Source organism: Mucilaginibacter segetis (assembly GCF_016522075.1).
Taxonomy (GTDB): domain Bacteria; phylum Bacteroidota; class Bacteroidia; order Sphingobacteriales; family Sphingobacteriaceae; genus Mucilaginibacter; species Mucilaginibacter segetis.
The window spans coordinates 817,160-839,201 of sequence record NZ_JAEHFW010000002.1; the positions used below are offsets into that span (position 1 = coordinate 817,160).

A 22,042-nucleotide genomic window follows, 5' to 3' on the forward strand; every position below is an offset into this window, starting at 1 on the left:
TTAGTGCATTTGTTTGTCAAAAATTTACTGGTTGATGGGTAATGTGCACCATTTTTGTAAGTTCGCTTTATATAATTTTTACTGCATTGAATAATAGTATATTAATCGTTGATGACATACACCCTATTTTTATAGAACGGGCGGAAACCCTGGGGTACAGTTGCGACTATCAGCCGGATATCAAAGCAGCAGATGCGCTTAACATTTTAAATAATTACGACGGGATGGTTATACGTTCCAAGTTTTTGGTTGATAAAAGTGCGATAGATATTGCTCCTAATCTGCGCTTTATATGCAGGGCAGGGGCCGGAATGGACAATATTGACGAACCGTACGCCATAGCCCGTAATATTACGCTGATTAACGCACCGGAAGGTAACTCAGATGCAGTAGGTGAACATGCTATAGCTTTATTGTTGAACTTAATGAATACTATTAACCTCGCCGATGCACAGGTACGCGCCGGGGTATGGGACCGGGAAGGTAACCGGGGGCACGAGCTTAAAGGTAAAACCGTTGGTATTATAGGCTATGGTCACATGGGGCAAAGTTTCGCGAAAAAGCTGTCGGGTTTTGGGGCAGAGGTTATAGCATACGATAAATATAAGACCGGGTTTAGCGATAATTTCGCACGTGAGGTAAGTATGGAGGAAATAGTGAAGAAAAGTGACGTATTAAGTATACATGTGCCGCTCACTAATGAAACAAACGGACTGGTTGATGATGAGTACCTGCTGCACTTTAAAAAACCGATATTTTTGATCAATACCTCACGTGGCAAGGTAGTTAAAACTCAGGCCGTACTAAATGCTATTAAACAAAAAAAGGTATTAGGCGCAGGGCTTGATGTGCTGGAAGTAGAGAAATTTCCCACCCTGGGTGAGCAAACCTGGTTCGATGATTTAAGGAAACAAGGGAAGGTGATATTAACCCCTCATGTAGCCGGATGGACATTTGACAGCTATCGTAAAATAAGCGAGGTAATGGCGCAAAAACTGGAAGATAGGCGTTTAATCATCCTATAAATAATGCTGAATTTAAAAGTGTTAAGTGCTATAGATATTGCGGATATATAGTGGAAACAAATTTTGGTCAGATCCGGTTCCGGCCAAAAAAATTTGGAATTTAAAACTTAAATATCTTATCTTCGTTTTACATTAAACAAGACTATGGAAGCTTTGCTCACGTAGTCTTGTTTGTTTTTAAAGCCATTACGCTCTTCTATTCACCAAAATAGTAGGGCGGTTTTTTTTGGCGGTAAACGTAAATTAAAAATTCTTAATAATTGTATTATGGCAGAGGTATCGTACTATACCAAAGAGGGTTTAGAAAAATTAAAGGAAGAATTACAACAATTAAAAACTACAGGTCGCGCTAATATTTCAAAAGCAATTGCCGAGGCCCGTGATAAAGGCGATCTTTCGGAAAATGCTGAATATGATGCTGCAAAAGAAGCACAAGGGTTACATGAAGCCAAAATTGCTCAGATGCAGCAGGCGGTGGCTAATGCCCGTTTGCTTGATGAGTCGAAACTGGATGTTACCAAGGTTTTGGCTTTATCTATAGTAAAGATAAAAAACCTTAAAAACGGTGCCACCATGTCGTATCAATTAGTGTCTGAAAATGAGGCAGATCTTAAGGCGGGAAAGCTTTCGGTTGCTTCGCCTATAGCTCAAGGCTTACTGGGTAAAAAAGTTGGTGAAAAAACCGAGATTACAGTACCCGCAGGTAAAATAGAATTCGAGATACTTGAAATAAGCCGTTAATATAACGGTACAGATAAACCGGATGGCTGTTCTTTGCTGCCCGGTTTATTTTTTATCTATCGAAACACTTCATGAATTAATTTCTTATTTAAACATGACCATATTTTCCCAAATAGTTGCTGGTGAAATCCCGGCGTATAAAGTAGCCGAAACAAACGATTTTTTAGCTTTTTTAGATATTAACCCTTTAGCAGAGGGTCATGTGCTGGTTATCCCAAAAAAAGAGATAGATTATCTTTTTGACCTGGATGATCTGACATATAATGCTATGCAGATATTCACAAAAATTGTGGCAACTGGCATTAAAGCAGCTATACCTTGTAAAAAAGTGGGTATGGCGGTTGTAGGTCTTGAGGTACCACACGCTCATATTCATCTTATTCCGCTAAATAATGTAGATGATCTGAATTTTTCACGGCCAAAACTGTCTTTTACTCCTGACGAGTTACAGGAAACTATGGAAAAAATCCGTGAGGCTATAAAAAACAGATAAAGGGAGTTATATTTCCATTATCTCTTTCTTCTTTTTACTTCGCAATCTTTTAGGTACAAACTCCAGGATCTCATTTTTAAGAGCCTCTATCATACGTCGTTTTAAAAAGTTCCGGTGTATCACCAGGCTTACTTCTCTTGCAGGCTCAGGACTTTTAAAATACCGCACCTTATCGCGCTGTTTTTCGTTCATGTCAGCCAGGGCAAGTTCAGGGAGTATTGTAGCGCCATTGTTCATTTCAACCATACGCTTAAGAGTTTCCACGCTGCCGGTATTATATTCAAAGTGTTGGTAGCCCTTGGTTGCTTTACGCCGCTGGCAAATGTTCAATACCTGTTCGCGCATGCAATGCCCCTCATTAAGTACCCACATTTCCTCCATATCAATATCATCTGGGTTAATGGTTTTCTTTTTAAACAGTTTGCTGTTTTTTGATACGTAGGCCACAAAATTTTCATAAAAAACCGGTATCTCCGTTAAATGGCTCTCGTGTAGCGGTGTCGACAGGATGCCGCAGTCCAGCGTGCCCAACTTTAGCTGCTGTATAATTTGCTCGGTAGTTTGCTCCCATACTATTAATTTAACCATAGGATATTTGGCTACAAATCCCTGTATTATTTTTGGTAATATGTAAGGCGATACGGTAGGTATAATGCCCACCTTTAACTCTCCTGAAAGTTCTTTTTGCCGGTCGGATATGATCTCTTTTATCTTCTCACTTTCAGCTAACAGAACTCTTGCCTGTGCAATTATTTCAATTCCTATCTCTGTTGGTATAACGGGTTGTTTGCTGCGGTCAAAAATTTTTACACCCAGCGTATCTTCCAGTTTTTGTATCTGCATGCTTAGTGTGGGTTGGGTTACAAAACATTTATCTGCTGCGGCTACAAAACTTCGGTAGGTATCAACGGCAATAATATATTCAAGCTGAGTAATGGTCATATCGGCAAATAGATTTAAACTATACAAATATAAAATGTTTATTGATTTTTTCTATTATATGCAGTAAAAGCCGATGTATTTAAAATAGAAACGGCCCTCTATTAAGGGCCGTTTCTATTTTAAATAATATAATAAAACTATTCTACCGTAACTGATTTCGCCAGATTACGCGGCTGGTCAACATTACAATCTCGCAGCACTGCTATATGATAAGCCAGCAATTGTAACGGTATGGTTGCCAGCAAAGGCACAAAAGTTTCACCAGTTTGCGGAATTTCGATCACATATTCTGCCATTTCCTTAACATCGGTATCTCCTTCAGATACAATGGCGATCACATGGCCGCCCCGGGCTTTTACTTCCTGTATATTACTTACTACCTTCTCGTAGGATGAGTTTTTTGTAGCTATAAATATTACCGGCATATCAGCATCAATTAAAGCGATCGGCCCATGTTTCATCTCTGCCGCAGGATACCCCTCTGCGTGTATATAGGATATCTCTTTTAGTTTTAATGCGCCTTCCAATGCAACGGGAAATGAGCTGCCACGGCCCAGGAAAAGGCAGTTGGTAGAGTCTTTAAAACGTTCCGCTATTATTTTAACCTGCTCGTTTGATAACAGCGCCTTTTCTACCAGATCGGGTATCTCATTCAACTCAGTAAGATATTCAACAAATTTACTTTGAGTAATGGTGCCACGCTGCTGTGCAATATAAAAAGCCATTAATGTTAGCACAGTAACCTGCGCTGTAAATGCTTTGGTGGATGCTACACCAATCTCAGGTCCGGCATGTGTATAAACCCCGGCATGAGTAATGCGTGGTATTGAGGCACCTACTACATTGCAAATGCCAAATATGGTAGCCCCTTTTTCTTTAGCCAGTTCAATAGCTGCCATGGTATCTGCAGTTTCTCCGGATTGTGAGATGGCAATAACCAGGTCCTTTTCACTGATAATAGGATTGCGGTACCTGAATTCTGAAGCGTATTCCACCTCCACAGGTACACGTGCATACTCTTCTATCAGATATTCACCCACAAGCCCCGCATGCCATGATGTACCGCAGGCTACAATAATTATGCGGTCAATGTTTTTAAGTTTTTCTACATACTCCTTAATGCCACCTAACTGTACATAACCCTCTTTAGGGTAAATACGGCCCCTCATACAATCTCTTATCGATCGTGGCTGCTCATATATTTCCTTAAGCATAAAGTGGTCGAAACCACCCTTCTCAAGCATTTCCAGCTGTAGCTCAAGCTCCTGTATATAAGGAGTTTGAATGGTGTTGTCGATGTTCTTTATCAGCAGGTCATCGCGTTTTATATAAGCTATTTCGTTATCATTTAAATAAATAACGTTCTTGGTGTATTCTACAATAGGAGTAGCATCTGACGCCACGAAGTACTCCCCCTTACCTACACCAATTACCATTGGGCTGCCTTTACGGGCGGCTATCAGTTCATCGGGCGCATCAGCACTCATTATAACTATGGCGTATGCACCAACAACACGGTTAAGGGCAAGGCGTACGGCTTCGCGCAAATCCAGCCCCGTTTCCTGTTGAATATCCTCCACCAAATGAATTAATACCTCGGTATCAGTATCACTTTTAAAGATATGCCCCTTTGCTAAAAGCGCTTCTTTAAGTACTACATAGTTTTCAATTATACCATTATGGATGATAGTAAGCTTTCTGTCGCCAGAGGAATGCGGATGGGAATTCCGGTCACTCGGAGCGCCATGGGTTGCCCAACGGGTGTGCCCCATGCCCGCGGTAGCTGTAAGGTCAATGTCTTTTACAAAATTTTCCAGATCGCTAACCTTACCCGCTTTTTTGTAAACTTTTAAACCTTTATTATTTAATGCAATTCCTGCACTATCGTACCCGCGGTATTCCAACCGATGTAAACCTTTTATAACAATGGGATAGGCATCCCTGTAACCTATATAACCTACTATACCGCACATAATTAACAAATTAGGGTGTTGCAGCAAACATAACTATGATGCAGCAAAAAAGCGTTTATTAGATAAACGCTTTTAAACTATAAAATTTTATAAACTTGCTTATTTTATTTTAGTATAAATAACATTAAGCTTTATGCTGTAAGGCGAATTATTACCTTGTATAATAACGCGATCGGGGTAAGATGCCGTTGGCGAAATATTTACCAGGTTTGTTAAAGCCGGATCTGCCGGAGCAATAAAAGTACCATAATCAACACTTTTACCAAGCATCAGATCTTGTATATAAGCGGTAACCAGGAAATGATATTCATTAGTGGCCGAGTTGTAGTAACCACCAAAAAACGAAGGCCCGTTAACCCCACGCGGATCACTTGTAGAAGCATCTTGCAAACGTATACGTTGTTTAGCCAGATCAAACCGATACATAGTAAGTTTAGGAGCCGGCGCATATGGGATGGTAGTACCCGGGGCTGGTGTAAGCACCAGTTCGGCCCGGTTAATAATAACGTTGTTCTGTAATGAATCAAACATGTTTTTTACATCCGGAAAACTAATCTTAGCCCTTAAGCCTGCCAAACCTTGCAAATAAACAAGAGAGTTAGTAGTAGCGGTACTGTTTAAAGCGGTTTGCACCTTTGTACTGTAAACATGTTTTATTTGAGCAGCATGACCAGCTGCGGGCACCGGCATGGTTACCACAGCGGTATCCAGGGTTCCGCCATTATTGGTTCTGTAATAAACACTTACTCTTGCCGAATCTAACGTAAATAATAGATTGCCTCCGGGGCCGGTAGTTTGCGCTTTATCTAAGTTAATATATAGACCCATAACCGCCGACTGAAATGCATTTATTGACGTGCGCAGGGAGGCCGGTCCAAATAAATAATATTGTGGGAATGCCGGATCAATAGGGATCCTGATCTGCGGTGCTACCTTTATAAGCGTATCTGGTGCCCCTTTAATAATATTATATACGCTTATGGTATCATGCGGGCGGGCTGTAAATGTTTTTGAGCCGAGCAAATCGGTATTATAATTCCATTGTTTGTTATTATAATAAGTTTTATTTGACAAAAAACGCTCATTTAGCTGATGTACATCAACCTTGAATTTTGAAGTTAACGAATCGCCATAAAAACCTTCGGCATAAGGTAAAATTAATCTTACTGAATCAATAGTTATTACGCCGGTTGGTAAAGTATAGGAGGTATTACCAGGTAACGTAAGTGCTGTAGCTATACTTGATTCAGTTGTGCCAAATTCCGGATCGTTGAAATAGGCTAACGGTGTTTTAGCAAGCCCCGTTGTTGATACGGTATCTTCTAATACAGTATTAATAACAATATTGGAATCAACAACCATGCTTCCGTGTAATTGGTTGGCATCATCAACCCCCAGCCCAATGGCATCCTGGTTTTTACAGCTATTCAAAATAAAAAGACTTATTAACAGGGTTAATAAGCCTAATTTGGAAAATTTCATATATAGTTTTAAAGCTTTATGCAACATGCACCAATTCTTCGCTGGTGATTTCGTCGTAAAAATTGTAATAATTTTCGAAATCCGAAGTGGAAACGTATTCTAAAACCGATTTATTGCTGTTTTTAACATTATTTAACACATCTTCGTCTATATTTTCGCTACCCAGCACAATAGCATCGCTATAATGTATGGCACCGGCATATAGGGCATTGTTGGTACCGTCTTTATAAAGTGCGGTGTGCTCTTCGGTCATATCGCCTGTAACTGCTTTCTGAGCAAAATCGGCATTCAGCTTTTCTTTAAAATCATTTTCATATACGGAGTAAACAACCTTTGAATTTTTAAACGTAGGGTCATCTTTATAAGTTGTTTTTAAGTAAGCAGGTATAAGTGCGCTCATCCAGCCATGGCAGTGAATTACATCGGGTGCCCAACCTAATTTTTTAACCGTTTCCAGCGCACCTTTACAGAAAAATATCATGCGCTCATCATTGTCGCCATAAAATTTTCCTTCCTTATCGTTAAAAACATATTTACGCTGAAAGTACTCTTCGTTGTCTAAAAAATAAACCTGCATGCGTGCTGCCGGGATCGATGCCACTTTAATGATCAACGGATTATCATTGTCATTAATTATGATATTCATGCCCGACAAACGGATAACTTCATGCAAACGGTTCCTGCGCTCGTTAATATTTCCGAAACGTGGCATTAATATGCGTATCTCAAAACCTTTTTCCTGCATTGCTTGCGGAAGCTGGCGAGTTATTTCGGCAATTTTTGTGAGTTCGAGAAAAGGAGACATTTCATGAGTTATGAACAAAAGCTTGGATTTAGCCATCACTTAATCAGTATTAAATTTAAAGAAATCAAAAAAATTTGAGTTTGCAAATATAAGCATTATTATATAAACTGGCAACCAATTATGCAAGTATGTTTTGGTTATTTTTAATGATTTACACACCTTTACCAAATTTTTGCAACACAATCAACTTTGAAAATTTTTACTACCCGAAAGGATCTCCGGAAATATTTATCGGCTTTTTCAGGCAACTCTGTAGGCTTTGTGCCAACTATGGGTGCATTACATAATGGTCACCTTGCCCTAATTACGCAAGCGCAGAAAAACAACGATTTGGTGATATGCAGCATCTTTGTAAATCCGACACAATTCAACGATTCAAAAGATCTGGAGAATTACCCGCGCCCTATTGCCGATGATATAGCTAAATTAACACAGGCTAAGTGCGATGTTTTGTTCCATCCGGAAGTTTTAGAGATATATGATGATAATGAGCATTGGCATTTAAACATTGGTGAACTGGAGCATTTGCTGGAGGGGAAGTTCCGCCCGGAGCATTATCAGGGTGTAATGCAGGTGGTATATAAACTGCTGGATATTGTTAAACCAACACGTATTTACCTCGGTCAAAAAGATTATCAGCAATATTTAGTGGTAAAACAAATGATAGCCTTAAAACATATCTCCGTTGAGCCGGTTATGTGCCCTATTCAGCGCGATGATGATGGCCTGGCACTAAGTTCACGTAACATTCATCTGAGCCCTGCCGAAAGGCAGCATGCACTTGCTTTATCAAAAACCTTGAATTGGGTAAAGGTTAATTTTAATGCCGGTAACATAGATAGCTTGCAGCGCCATGCTTTTACCATGCTGCAACAATCGCCAGGTGTTGATCCGGAGTATTTTGAACTTGCCGACGGGCAAACTTTACTCCCTGCTAAAGCCGATACCAAAAACGTGGTAGCCTTAACAGCCGCACGTGTAGGCGCCACCCGTTTAATAGACAATATGGTGGTAAAGGCTTAGTAATTGGTCGTTATAACAAAACTCGTATCTTTGCACCGTCATTTTTACCGGCGCCGCAAATGTTTAAGTATAAGTGGTAAGGTTATTGAAGGATGACAGGTAATTATGATTATTGAGGTATTAAAATCAAAGATACATCGCGTTAAGGTAACGCAAGCCGAACTGAATTATGTAGGCAGTATTACTATTGACGAGGATCTGATAGAAGCAGCCAATATTATTCCTAACGAAAAGGTGCAGATCGTGAACAATAACAATGGTGCACGGTTCGAAACATATGTGATAAAAGGCGAGCGTGGTAGCGGTACAGTATGCCTTAATGGCGCAACTGCAAGATTGGCACAAGTTGGCGACATCGTGATCATTATGTCATACGCGTATATGGAAACAGATGAGGCACGCGGTTACGAGCCGATACTTATTTTCCCTGATGCAAATAATAAACTGATCAAATAGATCTCTCACGTTTATTTCTTACTCTGAAATCACAGCGAACATCATTCCCGTACCGTCATGAAAAAATATATTTCAAAGTTCCATTACCTTACACAGGATCTGCCCGGCAGCAGTCATGTTGAACAAACCCGTATAGCCTGCGAAGCCGGTGCAAACTGGATACAGTATCGCTGTTTAAGTAAAAGCGACGAGGAATTGATAACCGAGATTAATGAAGTAGCAGCTATATGCGACGACTGGGGTGCAACACTCATCCTCACCAATCATTATCATTTATTGGACAAGGTTGACGCACAGGGTGTTCATATCGAAGATTTTGATGCGGATTTTGCAGCCATCCGTCAAGCTATAACCGACGAAAAAACTTTAGGTGCGTCAGCAACTAATATAGAAAGTTTGCTGCGTGTACAAAATACCGGTATGGTTGATTATTGCGGCTACGGCCCCTTTGCCCATACCGATACCAAGCCTAATAATAAACCTCTTTTAGGTTTTGATGGGTATCGTCAACTGCAAAAGCACCCGATAGAAATTCCGGTTATTGCTGTAGGGGGCGTGCAGTTAACGGATGCCGAACCTTTAATGCAGACCGGTGTTTATGGCATCGCGGTATCTGCCGCGATTAACCTGTCGCTTGATCCTGCGCATACACTTAAAGAATTTTATCAAAAAATATACTAAGTCAACGGGCCGTTTGTGGTATAGATATGTTCGTCCATTACTACAGTGTGTTTAATAACCGAGTTTTTTAAAATCCCCTGTTTGGTATACCCAGCCTTTTCCAGTACGCGCATTGATGCCGCATTTCCGCCTAAAATACCTGCCTGTATGCATATAATATCTAATTCGGCAAAACCATAATTGGTGATTAATTTTACTGCTTGGGGCATTATACCCCTGCCCCAATATTGCTCACTTAGCCAATAGCCAATTAAAGGTGTTTTTCTGTATACATCTTCCCTGAAATCCAGTCCTATAACTCCTGCAGCTTCGCCATTTATGTCAATAGCAAAGTTTGTGGGCGGCGATTCTTTCATTTTTAAACGTATAAAATCATCAGCATCTTTTAAAGTGTAAGGCGATGGAAACCTGTCAAGCAGATAAGCCGACACATTCCTGTTGTCCGCATTTTTTTGTAATGATAGTGCATCTGTGGCTTGCCAGGTGCGTAATTTAAATCCGTTTCCGTTTAATTCCATTTGTAACAATACGATCAATAAAAATAGGAATATTAACTAAACTGTTAAATTGCACCATAAAACTGTTCCGATATGAAAAGACTTTTTACTTTATTCCTCCTTTTTGCATGTTCAGGCGTATTTGCGCAAACCCTTGACACTTTAACCGTTGAAAAAATAATGCGCGATCCTAAATGGATAGGAGTAGCCCCTTCTAATATTCATTGGAGCGATGACAGTAAACATATTTACTTTAACTGGAACCCGGATGCAAAAGATCGCGACGAGCTTTTCGCTATCACCCCGACCAATTTAAAGCCACAAAAAATAAGTATTGCCCGGCAGCGTGATATGGTTCCGCAACACGGCAACTGGAATAAGAAGCATTCACAAAAGGTCTTCGAAAAAAACGGCGATCTGTTTCTTTACGATCTTTCTGCAAATAAAACCGTACAGTTAACCAATACCACCGACAGGGAAGGCAACCCGTCGTATACGGCCGATGAAAGCAGTATAGTGTACACACAAGGGAATAATTTGTTTAAAATGGACCTTACCCAGGGCCGGTTAATACAACTAACTAACTTTGTAAAAAAAGCTTCGTCAGGGGATCGTAAAAAAGGTGACAAAGGAGGCACCGAAGAAGAACGTTGGTTAAAGACGCAGCAAAAAGAACTTTTTGATATTATTAAAGTAAAAGACAAAGACGAAAAACTGGATGAGGAGGAACATAAAGCTTTTGAACCTATAAAACTTAAAGAGATAGCCATAGGTGATGATAGGTTGAGCGGTGTAGAACTAAGTCCGGATGGCAGGTACATCACCTACCGTTTAATCGATTTTCCTGACGGTGCCAAAAGAACCATAGTTCCCGACTACGTTACCGCATCGGGTTATACCGAGGATATTCCAAACCGTACAAAGGTTGGTGCGCCGCAGGCAACCTCAGTAAGTTATATTTTTGATACCAAGCGTGATACGGTTTACAGCATTCAATCCAAAGATATTCCGGGAATAAAAGATATCCCTGCATATTTTAAAGACTATCCGGAAGAACTGGCTAAGCTAAAAAAGAAGAATGCCGACCGGGAAGTAAGCATGAGCGGCCCGTTTTGGAGCGAAGATGGTAAAAATGCCGTGGTTATTGTAAACGCGGATGATAACAAAGACAGGTGGATAATGAAGCTTAATGCCGAAAAAGGGACGCTCAGTTTGATTGACCGCCAGCACGATGATGCATGGATAGGCGGCCCGGGCATTAACTCCTACTCGGGCGGCAGCCTCGGATGGACAGACAACACACACTTTTATTTCCAGAGCGAAGCCACCGGCTACTCGCACATTTACCTCGCAGATGTTACTACAGGAGAAAAGAAACAACTTACCTCAGGTAATTGGGAGGTACGTTCACTACAACTGTCAAACGATAAAAAGATATTCTACTTTACCGCAAATATTGAGCATCCCGGCATAACGCATTTTTACCGCATCCCGGTAGCAGGCGGCGTTCCGGTTAAGTTAACCTCCATGAAAGGCGGAAACGATGTGGAGCTTTCTCCTGATGAAAAATGGCTGGCTATCCGTTATTCTTTTTCTAACAAGCCCTGGGAATTATATGTGCAACCAAACAAACCCGGTGCTAAAGCAATACAGGTTACCCATTCAACAACTGCGGAGTTTAACTCCTACCCTTGGCGCGCTCCGGAGGTGATCAGCTTCAAAAACCGTTACAGAAAAGATATTTACGCACGCTTATATCGCCCTGAAAATCCCGACCCTGCTAAACCCGCGGTAATTTTTGTACACGGCGCGGGCTATTTACAAAACGTGCACTTTTGGTGGAGCGATTACTTCCGCGAGTATATGTTCAATAACCTGCTCACCGACAACGGCTACACCGTAATGGATATTGACTATACCGCAAGCAGCGGCTACGGCCGGGATATGCGGACAGGCATTTACCGCCACATGGGTGGTACCGACCTTACTGATCAGGTGGATGGGGCAAAACTCTTGGTGGATAAGTACGGCGTTAACCCTAAACATGTGGGTATGTACGGCGGCTCGTATGGCGGTTTTATGACGCTGATGGCCATGTTTACCGAGCCGGATGTTTTTGCCTCGGGCGCGGCCATACGTTCCGTAACCGACTGGGCGCATTATAATCATGGTTACACCTCGAACATTTTGAATGAACCATTTACCGACGAGAAAGCCTATCGCCAAAGCTCGCCCATCTATTTTGCCAACGGCTTAAAAGGCCACCTGCTGATGTTGCATGGCATGGTCGATCAAAATGTGAACTTTCAGGATATTGTACGGCTTACCCAAAAACTAATAGAATTGCATAAAGATAACTGGTGGCTTGCCCCTTACCCGGTAGAGGATCACGGCTTTGTACAGCCCAGCAGCTGGACAGATGAATATAAACGTATATTTAATTTATTTGAAACCACGTTAAAAGGGAAATAGCGTATTACTTAACTCTTTCTTCTTTGCAATTCTATAAAGGTTACAAAAGTGCTGCTATAAGCCATCATACAGTAACCTATAAGTAATTCCAGGCCTGAGAATACCAGCCAGGGAAATTGGGGGTGTGTAAAAAAAGCATGGCCATTGTCTGTTTGTAAAAATCTTAAAAGGTTGGCGCAAAACCCGGGAAATCCGTTTAAAAACATTATACCGCCTAACAGGATGACAATCACTTTTATAATTGAAGCCCGGTGCAAATTTAACTGGAGATTTGGTTCTCTAAAATCCTCTGCGAGCCGAAGGATGCTAACAAACCAACTGCTTTTAAATAAACATATAATTGATAAACACAAATAAATGGCGATCTGCAAGCCATAGAGAAATACGAATCCTGTAATTTGCTCGTAATTATCGCGACTATAACTCGATTGAAAAACACTAATCAGTTGAGGTACAGATATAATAATTTGCCAGCCAATATATAAACCGGCCATTTTGATTATTATAGTCCAAAAACTTTTAAAGGTCATTGTGGTAAGGTTTCAGGCAATTTCTGTTAATTTTTTGAAAAAAGCCAAAAAAAGCGTCAATTTAAATTATGAATAAATTTTTGATCCTTATCGTTCTATTGGGGCTTGGTTGTACATCATCTAAGAAGCAACCGGTTATTCATATAGGCTTAATAAACAAGGGGCAGTCGCTGCAGTTTACCGGGTTAGATAAAGCGGTGATGCAGGAGATAGCGCGCGATTCATCTGATGAAGTATGGCAAAGTTTTATCCCGGTTTACCGGATGCCTGCCGATACGGATATGAAAACCTACCAGCCTGTACAGCCGGGTAATTACCGCCTTAATGATAGTGCGGTGGTTTTTACACCCGATACCCCCTTTGTAAAAAAACAGGAATATTTTGTACGGTATTACCTTTTAGGAGAAGGGCTTGGTTTAAGCGATTATTTAAAAGGCAGTGCCAGTCCCGGAAAAACGCATTTTATTGATTTGATTTTTAAGCAATAAGCCTTTGTAATTAAAAAAAATACTTACATTTGCATCTGAAATAAAAAAGAGGGGGCGTTTGTCCCCTCTTTTATTTTATCAATCAAATTATCATTCAGCAAAAACTAAACGGTAATGAATATTGAAAAAAGAGTAACGGAGCTGGTAGAAGAAAAAATTGCCGATAAGCCAAACTTGTTTTTAGTAGATGTAAAAATGCACACTAACGGCAAACTGGTAGTGCTTGTTGATGGCGATAACGGTGTAGGTATTGATGATTGCGTACAAATAAGCAGGCACGTGGGCTTCCATCTGGAAGAGGAGAATGTGATAGAGACCGCTTATAATCTGGAAGTGTCATCGCCGGGGTTAGATACACCGCTTACATCAAAAAGGCAATATGCAAAAAACATAGGCCGCCGTTTAGCTGTTAAAATGAGCGACGGTACCAAACGCGAGGGCGAGTTATTGCAGGCCGGTGATGATTTTATAACCATAGCAGAACAAATAAAACAAAAAGGGAAAAAGGCTGAAACTGTTGAAAGCACTATCCCTACAGATAAAATAACAGAGACAAAAGTTTTAATATCATTCAAGTAGAAGATGAGCAATATTAATTTAATTGATTCTTTTCAGGAATTTAAAGATTTCAAGAACATTGACCGCCCCACCATGATGAGCGTTCTGGAAGACGTTTTCAGAAGCATGATCAGGAAAAAATACGGCACCGATGAAAACTGTGACGTAATTGTTAATACAGATAATGGTGACCTTGAGATTTGGCGAACCCGCCAGGTGGTTGAAGATGGCTTTAGCGAGGATGATGACCTGGAAATTGAGCTGGCCGAGGCCCTTACCCTGGATGATGAATTGGAAGTAGGTGATGAATATATTGAACAGATTACTTTGGAAAGCTTTGGCCGCCGTGCCATATTAGCTGCCCGCCAAACATTGGTTTCAAAAATTCTGGAACTGGAGAAAGACGAAATATTTAAGAAATATAAAGATCGTGTAGGCGAAATTGTGACCGGCGAGGTTTACCAGGTATGGAAAAAGGAAACGCTGATACTGGATGATGAGGGTAATGAGTTGCTGCTACCTAAAACCGAACAGATACCGGCTGATTACTTTAAAAAAGGCGACAGCGTTAGAGCGGTGGTAAGTAAGGTGGATATGCTGAACAGTAATCCTAAGATCATTATATCGCGTACAGCCCCCGAGTTTTTACAGCGTTTATTTGAGATGGAAGTGCCCGAAATATTTGACGGACTTATTACCATCAAAAAAATTGTACGCGAACCTGGCGAAAGAGCCAAGGTGGCGGTAGAATCGTATGATGATCGTATCGATCCGGTAGGTGCCTGCGTAGGTATGAAAGGATCACGTATACACGGTATTGTACGCGAGCTGAAGAACGAGAATATTGATGTGATCAATTTCACTAACAATATTCAGTTATATATACAGCGTGCCCTATCTCCGGCTAAAATAACATCTATTAAGCTGGATGATGAAAAGAAAACCGCGGCGGTATACTTAAAGCCCGATCAGGTTTCATTAGCAATTGGCCGAGGCGGGCATAATATTAAGCTTGCAGGTAAACTAACCGGATACGAGATAGATGTTTACCGCGAAGCAGATGAACATGACGAAGATGTGGATATTGAAGAATTCTCAGACGAGATCGATAGCTGGATAATTGATGAATTTAAGCGGATAGGCTTAGATACCGCCAAGTCGGTACTGGCATTATCCGTTGGTGAATTGGTTAAACGTACCGATCTGGAAGAAGAAACAGTAAAAGAAGTGCTATCAATTCTACAGGCTGAGTTCGAATAAACAGAATAACCAAAATTAAAATCGTATTTTTGCGATAATTAGCAGAGAAAAGAATATTAAATGTCAGAAGACAAATCCATAAAATTATTTAAAGCAGCCAAAGAGCTGAACATTGGCACGGGTACAATCGTTGATTTTTTAGCGCAAAAAGGCTATAAGGTTGATAAGCAGCCTAACGCCAAGCTAAACGGCGATATGTACGAAGTGCTTTTGAAGGAATTTGCTGTTGATAAGATTATTAAGGAGGAGGCCAAGCAGATAAGCATTGGTAAGATCAGGAAGGAAGAGACCGTTCAATTGCCGGAGCCTATTGAAAGCAGGCGTTCGCGTGAATTTGAGAACGAGGAGATACTGATCAAGAATACGGGGCATTTTACGGCCCCTGTTGAAAAGCCAAAGCCTGTTGAACCTGAAAAACCTAAAAGCGAAGAACCTAACGAATCGCTTCCGGGTGTGAAGGTTGTTGGTAAAATTGACCTTAATAACCTTAATGCTAAGCCGCAAGCGGCAGCCAAGCCTGCCGAAACAAAGCAGCCTGAGCCAGTTAAGGAAGAAGCTGTTGCGCCTGTTGCAAAAGAAGAGCCGGTTAAACAAGCTGCACCGGAGCCGGAAGTTATAACGCCTAAAGCAGAGGTGGCAGAACCGGTTGCCGAAAAGCCAGTCGCGGAGCCGGCTAAGGAAGAAAAACCTACAGCAGAAGAAAAGCTTGCGGAAGCTAAGCCTCCTGTGGCCGAAAAACCTGCAGCAGAGGAACAGGGCGAAGAGGAAAATGATGAAGTTATACGGGCAAAGGCTCAACGCCTTTCAGGCCCTAATGTAGTAGGTAAAATACAATTGCCAAGTACGCCAAAACGTAACCCCGTAGCCTCGTCATCTAATTCAGGTAACGCATCCGATCATAAACGAAAACGTAAGCGGAAGGATAACCAGCAGGGTGGGCAACAAGCTCCGCCAAGCGGAACTATTAATCCTAATCGTCCGGATTTCCGGAACCGGCCAAATAACCCGGGAGGGAATAACAGGTCGGATTTCAGGGGCAGAAACGCTTCTGGTCCTAAGGAAGAACCTTCAGAAAAAGATATACAAGATCAAATTAAGGCAACACTGGCGCGCTTAAGCGGTGCCGGTAAGTCAGGTAAGTTTGCTCAGCGTGCTAAGTTCCGCAGGCAAAAACGTGACGATGTGGCCGCGAATGCCGATGAACTGGCAGCAGAACAGGAATTGCAATCAAAAGTGCTCAGAGTTACCGAGTTTGTTACCGCTAACGAACTGGCACTGATGATGGATGTATCTGTAACGCAGATCATTTCCACCTGTATGAGTTTGGGTATGTTCGTATCCATTAACCAGCGCTTGGATGCTGAAACTTTAAGCATTGTTGCTGACGAGTTTGGCTATCAGGTGGAGTTTGTAAAACCACAAGATGAGGAAGCGAATCTGGAGGAAGAAGATGATCCGGCAGATCTGATACCACGCGCACCAATCGTGACCATAATGGGACACGTTGACCATGGTAAAACGTCATTGTTGGATTTTATTCGAAAAACAAATGTTATTGGCGGTGAAGCCGGAGGAATTACCCAGCACATTGGTGCCTACGAAGTAACCTTGCCTGAAGAAAAAGGAAAAATAACCTTCCTGGATACACCGGGTCACGAGGCGTTTACCGCCATGCGTGCAAGGGGTGCCCAGGTAACGGATATAGTAATTATAGTTATTGCTGCTGACGATAGTGTGATGCCGCAAACCCGCGAGGCCATAAACCACGCGCAGGCTGCAGGTGCTCCTATTATTTTCGCTTTTAACAAAATAGACCGGCCCGGAGCTAATGCCGATAAGGTACGCGAGCAGTTATCAACCATGAATATTTTGGTTGAAGAGTGGGGCGGTAAATATCAAACCCAGGAAATATCAGCCAAAACAGGTTTAAATATTGATCTGCTGTTAGAGAAGATATTACTGGAAGCTGAATTGCTTGAACTTAAAGCTAACCCTAACAAACGTGCCGTTGGTACAGTAATAGAAGCCGCGCTTGATAAGGGCCGTGGTATTGTAACTACAATATTGGTGCAGGAAGGTACACTAAAAGTAGGTGACGCTATATTGGCGGGCTGCTACAGCGGTCGCGTTAAGGCGTTAACCAACGAACGTGGCATGCGGGTAGATTCAGCAGGTCCTTCAACACCGGTACAGGTGTTGGGTATGCAGGGTGCTCCTACAGCTGGTGACAGGTTTAACGTACTTGACAGCGAACCCGAAGCACGCGAAATTGCTAACAAACGTTTACAATTACAACGCGAGCAGGGTTTACGTACACAAAAACACATCACGCTTGATGAGATAGGCCGTCGTTTGGCAGTGGGTAACTTTAAGGAGCTTAACATTATTGTTAAAGGTGACGTGGATGGTTCTATCGAAGCCTTGTCCGATTCATTACTTAAACTATCAACCGAACAGATACAGGTTAACGTTATATCAAAAGCAGTTGGACAGATATCCGAATCGGATGTATTGCTGGCTACCGCTTCTGATGCGATCATTATCGGTTTCCAGGTTAGGCCATCAAGCGGCGCCCGTAAACTTGCCGAAGCTGAACAAATAGATATCAGGCTATACTCTATTATTTACGACGCTATTAATGAAATAAAAGCGGCGATGGAGGGTATGCTTGAGCCTAAGTTTGAAGAAAAGATAATAGCTAACGTAGAGATACGCGAAACCTTTAAAATAAGCAAGGTAGGTACTATCGCAGGTTGTATGGTATTAGATGGTAAAATAAACCGTAATAGCAAGATACGTATCGTTCGCGATGGTGTAGTAATACACACCGGCGAGCTGGCATCATTAAAACGCTTTAAAGATGATGTAAAAGAAGTGAGTACAGGTTACGAGTGCGGTTTAAATATTGCCAACTATAACAATATAGAAGTAGGTGATATTGTAGAGGCCTACGAAAATGTAGAAGTTAAGCGTAAGCTGTAATAAGTAAACGCAAATAAAATATAATGGACGGTAACCCCGTCCATTTTTTATTTAAGAGGTTTTTGTAGTGTTATTTACTTGATTTATTCGCTACTTTTTTGTATATTGTATATAAGGAAAATGCCTCAAAAACGCTTTATTTTTTATTACCGCTCAATGGGTATCCAGCAGTAAAAACCTAAAAATTGTTACCTCTAAAAAACCGTTCAATGGTAAAAAAAACTCGCATATCTTCAGGGCGGAAATTAGAAAATGCCCGTTATGACTTGTATTCGATGTTTTTTATATGCAGGTTTAAAATCCTTTTTTTCGGGTAATGCCGGGTTTCCTGTTTCTGGTTTTGGGCAACTTTTCGGTATCATCAACGGCATAATTGCGTGCCAGTTTGGCTATGCGTTCCTCCATTGTTTCGGTAGTTAAGCGTTCGCGGCCAAGACTATCTACCATTATGGGGAAAGCGAAGGGTGTAGGGCGTTCTATCGTTTTTAAAACAATGGTTTGGGTGCTTATCCGCTGCAATGCGGCCCGAAGCCTGAACTCCTCCAGCTGAAAGGCCAGCGCCTCGTTATAAGCCTGCCGTACCAATAAGTTATCAGGTTCATATTCATTAAAAACCTCGAACAGCAATGAGGTAGATGCTTGCAGATGCTTATTTTTTACCGGTTGCCCGGGATAACCTGTAAATACTAATCCGCCAATATGGGCAATATCCCGAAAACGCCTGCGGGCCATCTCGTTGGAGTTAAGACTACTCTGTATATCGTCCAGTAAATTCTCTATTGAAAAAAATGCCACATCTTCTAATGCCTTTTCAATTGGAATGTCCTCATCGGTCAAAAGCTCAAAGCCGTAATCATTCATGGCGATAGAAAAGCTGGCGGGTTTTATTTTAGATATGCGATAGGCCAGTAATGAAGCCATCCCCTCGTGTACCAACCGCCCCTCAAAAGGATAAAACAGCAGGTGATGTCCCTCACGCGATTTAAATGATTCTATTAAAAACTCATGACGCTGTGGCAAATGCGATAATTGCGCCTGCAGATCGAACAAGGGCTTAAGGGCTTTTACTTCTATATCCTGTTCAATGCCATGTGCAACTTCGTCCAGTTTATCACGGAACACCGCCGATAGTTGCGATGATAAAGGCATACGCCCGCCCGCCCAACTGGGTATCAGGCCCTTTTTGGCATTTGATTTTTTTACGTAGGCGGTCATCTCTTTAACCCGTATAAACTCCAGGCTTCGACCCGCGAACCAAAAGGTATTGCCGGGTTTTAGTTTGGCCACAAAACCCTCTTCAATAGTACCTAAGCTGCCTCCGCTTAACCATTTAACGCGAATACTTAACTCGCTGGTAATGGTACCTATACTTAGCCGATGCCGCATAGCAACTCTTCGGCTGTTTACTTTATATAAGCCGTTCTCTATCTCTACCTTTAAAAATTCATCGTATTGAGCCAGTGTTTTACCGCCATTGGTAATAAAATCGAGTAATTGGTTAAACTCATCACGCCGCAGATCGGCAAAGGCAAAAGTCGATTTTACTTCACTGTACAATTCATCCGCTCTGAAACCATCAGATACGGCCAGCGTAACCATATACTGTATCAAAACATCCATAGTAAGCAGCATCGGATCCCGGCTTTCAAATACCCCCTGTTTTATAGCTTGTTTAAGGGCGGCACCTTCCAGTAATTCCAATGAATGGGTAGGTACAAAATAAGCTCTGGAAACCGCTCCGGGATGATGCCCGCTTCGGCCCGCGCGTTGCATAAAGCGTGCTACACCTTTAGGGCTCCCTACCTGCACAACGGTATCCACAGGCCGGAAATCTACACCCAGATCTAAACTCGAGGTGCAAACCACTACTTTTAAAGCTTCGGCATGCAGGGCCTGCTCTACCCAGTTGCGCAATTCATTGTCAAGCGACCCGTGATGCATAGCCATTACTCCGGCGTACTCGGGGTAATTATCTAATATGGCGTGGTACCATATCTCCGACTGCGAACGTGTATTGGTGAATATAAGTGTGGTTTTACTGCGTGCTACTATTTCCATTACTTGTGGCAGCAGCTTTACACCAATATGCCCCGCCCATGAATAGTTTTCAATATTTTCGGGGATAACAGAGCGGATATCCAGTTTTTTATCCAGGTTAGCACGTACCATCTTTATCCGTTCTGCTGGAAAATCATTCCCCAATAATACTTCAGCAGCTTGCTCCAGATTGCCTATGGTAGCACTTATCCCCCAAATTCTAAGCCCTCCCCAACCTTCTCCGAGGGGAGAGCGGGTTTTCAACTTACTTAATCCTAGCTCCACCTGCACACCTCGTTTAGTGCCCAGCAATTCGTGCCACTCGTCTATCACCACTACCTGCAGATTTTGAAACATTTTAGGGTATTCTTTCTGGGCCAGCATCAGGTGCAGACTCTCAGGCGTAGTAAGTAATACTTCGGGTAATTTCTTTTTCAGCGCGGCCTTATCAGCTGCTGAGGTATCTCCCGTGCGTGTGAGGATGGTCCAGGGTAAACCAATGTCGTTACATACCTCCTGCATAGCTTTTTTTATGTCGTTGGTTAACGCCCGCAAAGGGGTTATCCATAGCATAAGCAGTCCGTTATTTTTTTGTGTAGTATAATTTTCAGGATGTTTGTTGATGAAATCAGCTAAAAAAGGTAAAAAAAGCGCGAATGTTTTGCCGCTGCCGGTAGGCGCGTTAAGCAAACCCGAAAAGCCGGAAAGGTAAGCATCCGCCATTTCCTTTTGAAAGGCAAACTGGGTCCAGTTTTTTTGCCGGTACCACTCCCTGATAACTTGTTCGCCTTTTGAAATCATGCTGAACTAACAAATTAGCTTGTTTTTAGTTATTATGTAAAGTGTAATTTAAAATAAATTGTCAGGATAAAATGAACAGGTATAGATATTTAATACTACTGCTATTTACGGTAGCCATATTTTCGTGTAAACAAAAAACGTCATCATCATCTGCCGCAACTGAGCAAGTACCGGATAGCACCCAAGCCGACACTACACAAGTAGTGGCAAAAGACCAGTTAATAATTCCAGGAAAAAGCATAGGCCATATATTATTGAATGAACCGACAGATAGTGTAATTAAAGTTTTAGGTAAACCCGATAAACAGGATGCCGCCATGGGTAGTGTACTGATGACGTGGTATGCCGGCCATGATACCTCGGGCTATGAGACCAGCGTATTTGCGCATCATAACATGGGTGGTAACGATGAAGCTATTGCGCATATAACAAAGATAATGGTCACTTCACCGGTGTTTAAAACCGCCGACTCTATAAGCGTGGGTGATAAACTGACAGATATTGAAAAATATTATCCGTTAAAAAAATTGAAAACTTATCAGGTTAAAGGTAAACCGGTAGATGTGTATACAGCCGCAGATAAGGGGATTTCATTCGAGATTGATACAGCTACTAAGGAATGTAAAAGTATAGTGGTTCATAATGCAGGTGGTTCTCCGTCAGCTTATATAAATATGCATTAAAAATAAAAGCCTCCCAACCTTGCGTCGGGAGACTTTCAACCTAAACCTTATCACAATTAACCGGTAAGATTACCGGTCCGTATTATTTAATACAAATACTGTACCAATAACAA

19 protein-coding genes are annotated in these 22,042 nt (G+C 41.7%); 12 read left to right on the top strand and 7 right to left on the bottom strand.

What is annotated here, in order from left to right:
- Nucleotides 1–86 precede the first annotated feature (86 nt).
- The 3 genes from I5M19_RS13330 (at nt 87) to I5M19_RS13340 (ending at nt 2,259) form a co-directional block, all read left to right on the top strand.
- Complete coding sequence (locus tag I5M19_RS13330; protein WP_235985841.1) at nt 87–1,025, top strand: NAD(P)-dependent oxidoreductase; 939 nt, start codon at nt 87–89, stop codon at nt 1,023–1,025.
- Nucleotides 1,026–1,292: 267 nt separating this feature from the next.
- On the top strand, nt 1,293–1,766 hold the full coding sequence (gene greA, locus I5M19_RS13335; protein WP_200066825.1) for a transcription elongation factor GreA: 474 nt from the start codon (nt 1,293–1,295) through the stop codon (nt 1,764–1,766).
- Between the two features lie 94 nt (nt 1,767–1,860).
- Nucleotides 1,861–2,259: an HIT family protein gene (locus I5M19_RS13340; RefSeq protein ID WP_200066826.1), complete on the top strand. Its 399-nt coding sequence runs from the start codon at nt 1,861–1,863 to the stop codon at nt 2,257–2,259.
- 6 nt (nt 2,260–2,265) lie between these two features.
- Here the strand turns inward: I5M19_RS13340 and I5M19_RS13345 are convergent, their stop codons facing one another.
- From I5M19_RS13345 to I5M19_RS13360, 4 genes are all read right to left on the bottom strand, one after another.
- A complete protein-coding gene (locus I5M19_RS13345) occupies nt 2,266–3,201 on the bottom strand; it encodes a hydrogen peroxide-inducible genes activator (RefSeq protein ID WP_200066827.1) in 936 nt (311 codons plus the stop codon).
- A 137-nt stretch (nt 3,202–3,338) separates the two neighbouring features.
- Nucleotides 3,339–5,174 carry a glutamine--fructose-6-phosphate transaminase (isomerizing) gene (gene glmS / locus I5M19_RS13350; protein ID WP_200066828.1) on the bottom strand — a complete coding sequence of 612 codons (1,836 nt, stop codon included), beginning with the start codon at nt 5,172–5,174 and terminating at the stop codon, nt 3,339–3,341.
- Between the two features lie 99 nt (nt 5,175–5,273).
- Entirely contained in the window at nt 5,274–6,656 is a 1,383-nt protein-coding gene (locus I5M19_RS13355) for a DUF4270 domain-containing protein (protein ID WP_200066829.1), read from the bottom strand.
- A 16-nt stretch (nt 6,657–6,672) separates the two neighbouring features.
- Entirely contained in the window at nt 6,673–7,497 is an 825-nt protein-coding gene (locus tag I5M19_RS13360) for a glycogen/starch synthase (RefSeq protein ID WP_200066830.1), read from the bottom strand.
- A gap of 153 nt (nt 7,498–7,650) precedes the next feature.
- On the opposite strand from I5M19_RS13360, the gene panC reads away from it, so the two are divergent.
- The 3 genes from panC to I5M19_RS13375 all read left to right on the top strand — a co-directional run bounded on the left by panC (nt 7,651) and on the right by I5M19_RS13375 (nt 9,621).
- Entirely contained in the window at nt 7,651–8,484 is an 834-nt protein-coding gene (panC, locus tag I5M19_RS13365) for a pantoate--beta-alanine ligase (RefSeq protein WP_200066831.1), read from the top strand.
- Nucleotides 8,485–8,589: 105 nt separating this feature from the next.
- On the top strand, nt 8,590–8,940 hold the full coding sequence (gene panD / locus I5M19_RS13370; RefSeq protein WP_200066832.1) for an aspartate 1-decarboxylase: 351 nt from the start codon (nt 8,590–8,592) through the stop codon (nt 8,938–8,940).
- A 57-nt stretch (nt 8,941–8,997) separates the two neighbouring features.
- Nucleotides 8,998–9,621, top strand: a complete 624-nt coding sequence (locus tag I5M19_RS13375) for a thiamine phosphate synthase (RefSeq protein WP_200066833.1) — start codon at nt 8,998–9,000, stop codon at nt 9,619–9,621.
- Here I5M19_RS13375 and I5M19_RS13380 read toward each other — a convergent pair.
- Nucleotides 9,618–10,139: a GNAT family N-acetyltransferase gene (locus I5M19_RS13380; protein WP_200066834.1), complete on the bottom strand. Its 522-nt coding sequence runs from the start codon at nt 10,137–10,139 to the stop codon at nt 9,618–9,620. The two genes, I5M19_RS13375 and I5M19_RS13380, sit on opposite strands and share 4 nt — an antisense overlap.
- A gap of 72 nt (nt 10,140–10,211) precedes the next feature.
- On the opposite strand from I5M19_RS13380, the gene I5M19_RS13385 reads away from it, so the two are divergent.
- Complete coding sequence (locus I5M19_RS13385; protein WP_200066835.1) at nt 10,212–12,590, top strand: S9 family peptidase; 2,379 nt, start codon at nt 10,212–10,214, stop codon at nt 12,588–12,590.
- An 8-nt stretch (nt 12,591–12,598) separates the two neighbouring features.
- Here I5M19_RS13385 and I5M19_RS13390 read toward each other — a convergent pair whose 3' ends face one another.
- A complete protein-coding gene (locus I5M19_RS13390) occupies nt 12,599–13,120 on the bottom strand; it encodes a hypothetical protein (protein WP_200066836.1) in 522 nt (173 codons plus the stop codon).
- A 68-nt stretch (nt 13,121–13,188) separates the two neighbouring features.
- Here I5M19_RS13390 and I5M19_RS13395 point away from each other — a divergent pair, with 68 nt between their 5' ends.
- From I5M19_RS13395 to infB, 4 genes are all read left to right on the top strand, one after another.
- A complete protein-coding gene (locus I5M19_RS13395) occupies nt 13,189–13,608 on the top strand; it encodes a hypothetical protein (RefSeq protein WP_200066837.1) in 420 nt (139 codons plus the stop codon).
- 114 nt (nt 13,609–13,722) lie between these two features.
- Nucleotides 13,723–14,187, top strand: coding sequence for a ribosome assembly cofactor RimP (rimP, locus tag I5M19_RS13400; protein ID WP_200066838.1), 465 nt, complete (start codon nt 13,723–13,725; stop codon nt 14,185–14,187).
- A gap of 3 nt (nt 14,188–14,190) precedes the next feature.
- Nucleotides 14,191–15,426: a transcription termination factor NusA gene (gene nusA / locus I5M19_RS13405; RefSeq protein ID WP_200066839.1), complete on the top strand. Its 1,236-nt coding sequence runs from the start codon at nt 14,191–14,193 to the stop codon at nt 15,424–15,426.
- A gap of 60 nt (nt 15,427–15,486) precedes the next feature.
- Nucleotides 15,487–18,408, top strand: a complete 2,922-nt coding sequence (infB, locus tag I5M19_RS13410) for a translation initiation factor IF-2 (protein WP_200066840.1) — start codon at nt 15,487–15,489, stop codon at nt 18,406–18,408.
- A 294-nt stretch (nt 18,409–18,702) separates the two neighbouring features.
- Here the strand turns inward: infB and I5M19_RS13415 are convergent, their stop codons facing one another.
- The gene (locus tag I5M19_RS13415) at nt 18,703–21,246 is read right to left on the bottom strand and encodes a ligase-associated DNA damage response DEXH box helicase (RefSeq protein ID WP_200066841.1); all 2,544 of its coding nucleotides are present in this window, start codon (nt 21,244–21,246) and stop codon (nt 18,703–18,705) included.
- 71 nt (nt 21,247–21,317) lie between these two features.
- Between I5M19_RS13415 and I5M19_RS13420 the strand changes: the two genes are divergently transcribed.
- Nucleotides 21,318–21,929 carry a hypothetical protein gene (locus I5M19_RS13420; protein ID WP_200066842.1) on the top strand — a complete coding sequence of 204 codons (612 nt, stop codon included), beginning with the start codon at nt 21,318–21,320 and terminating at the stop codon, nt 21,927–21,929.
- The last annotated feature ends 113 nt before the right edge of the window (nt 21,930–22,042 follow it).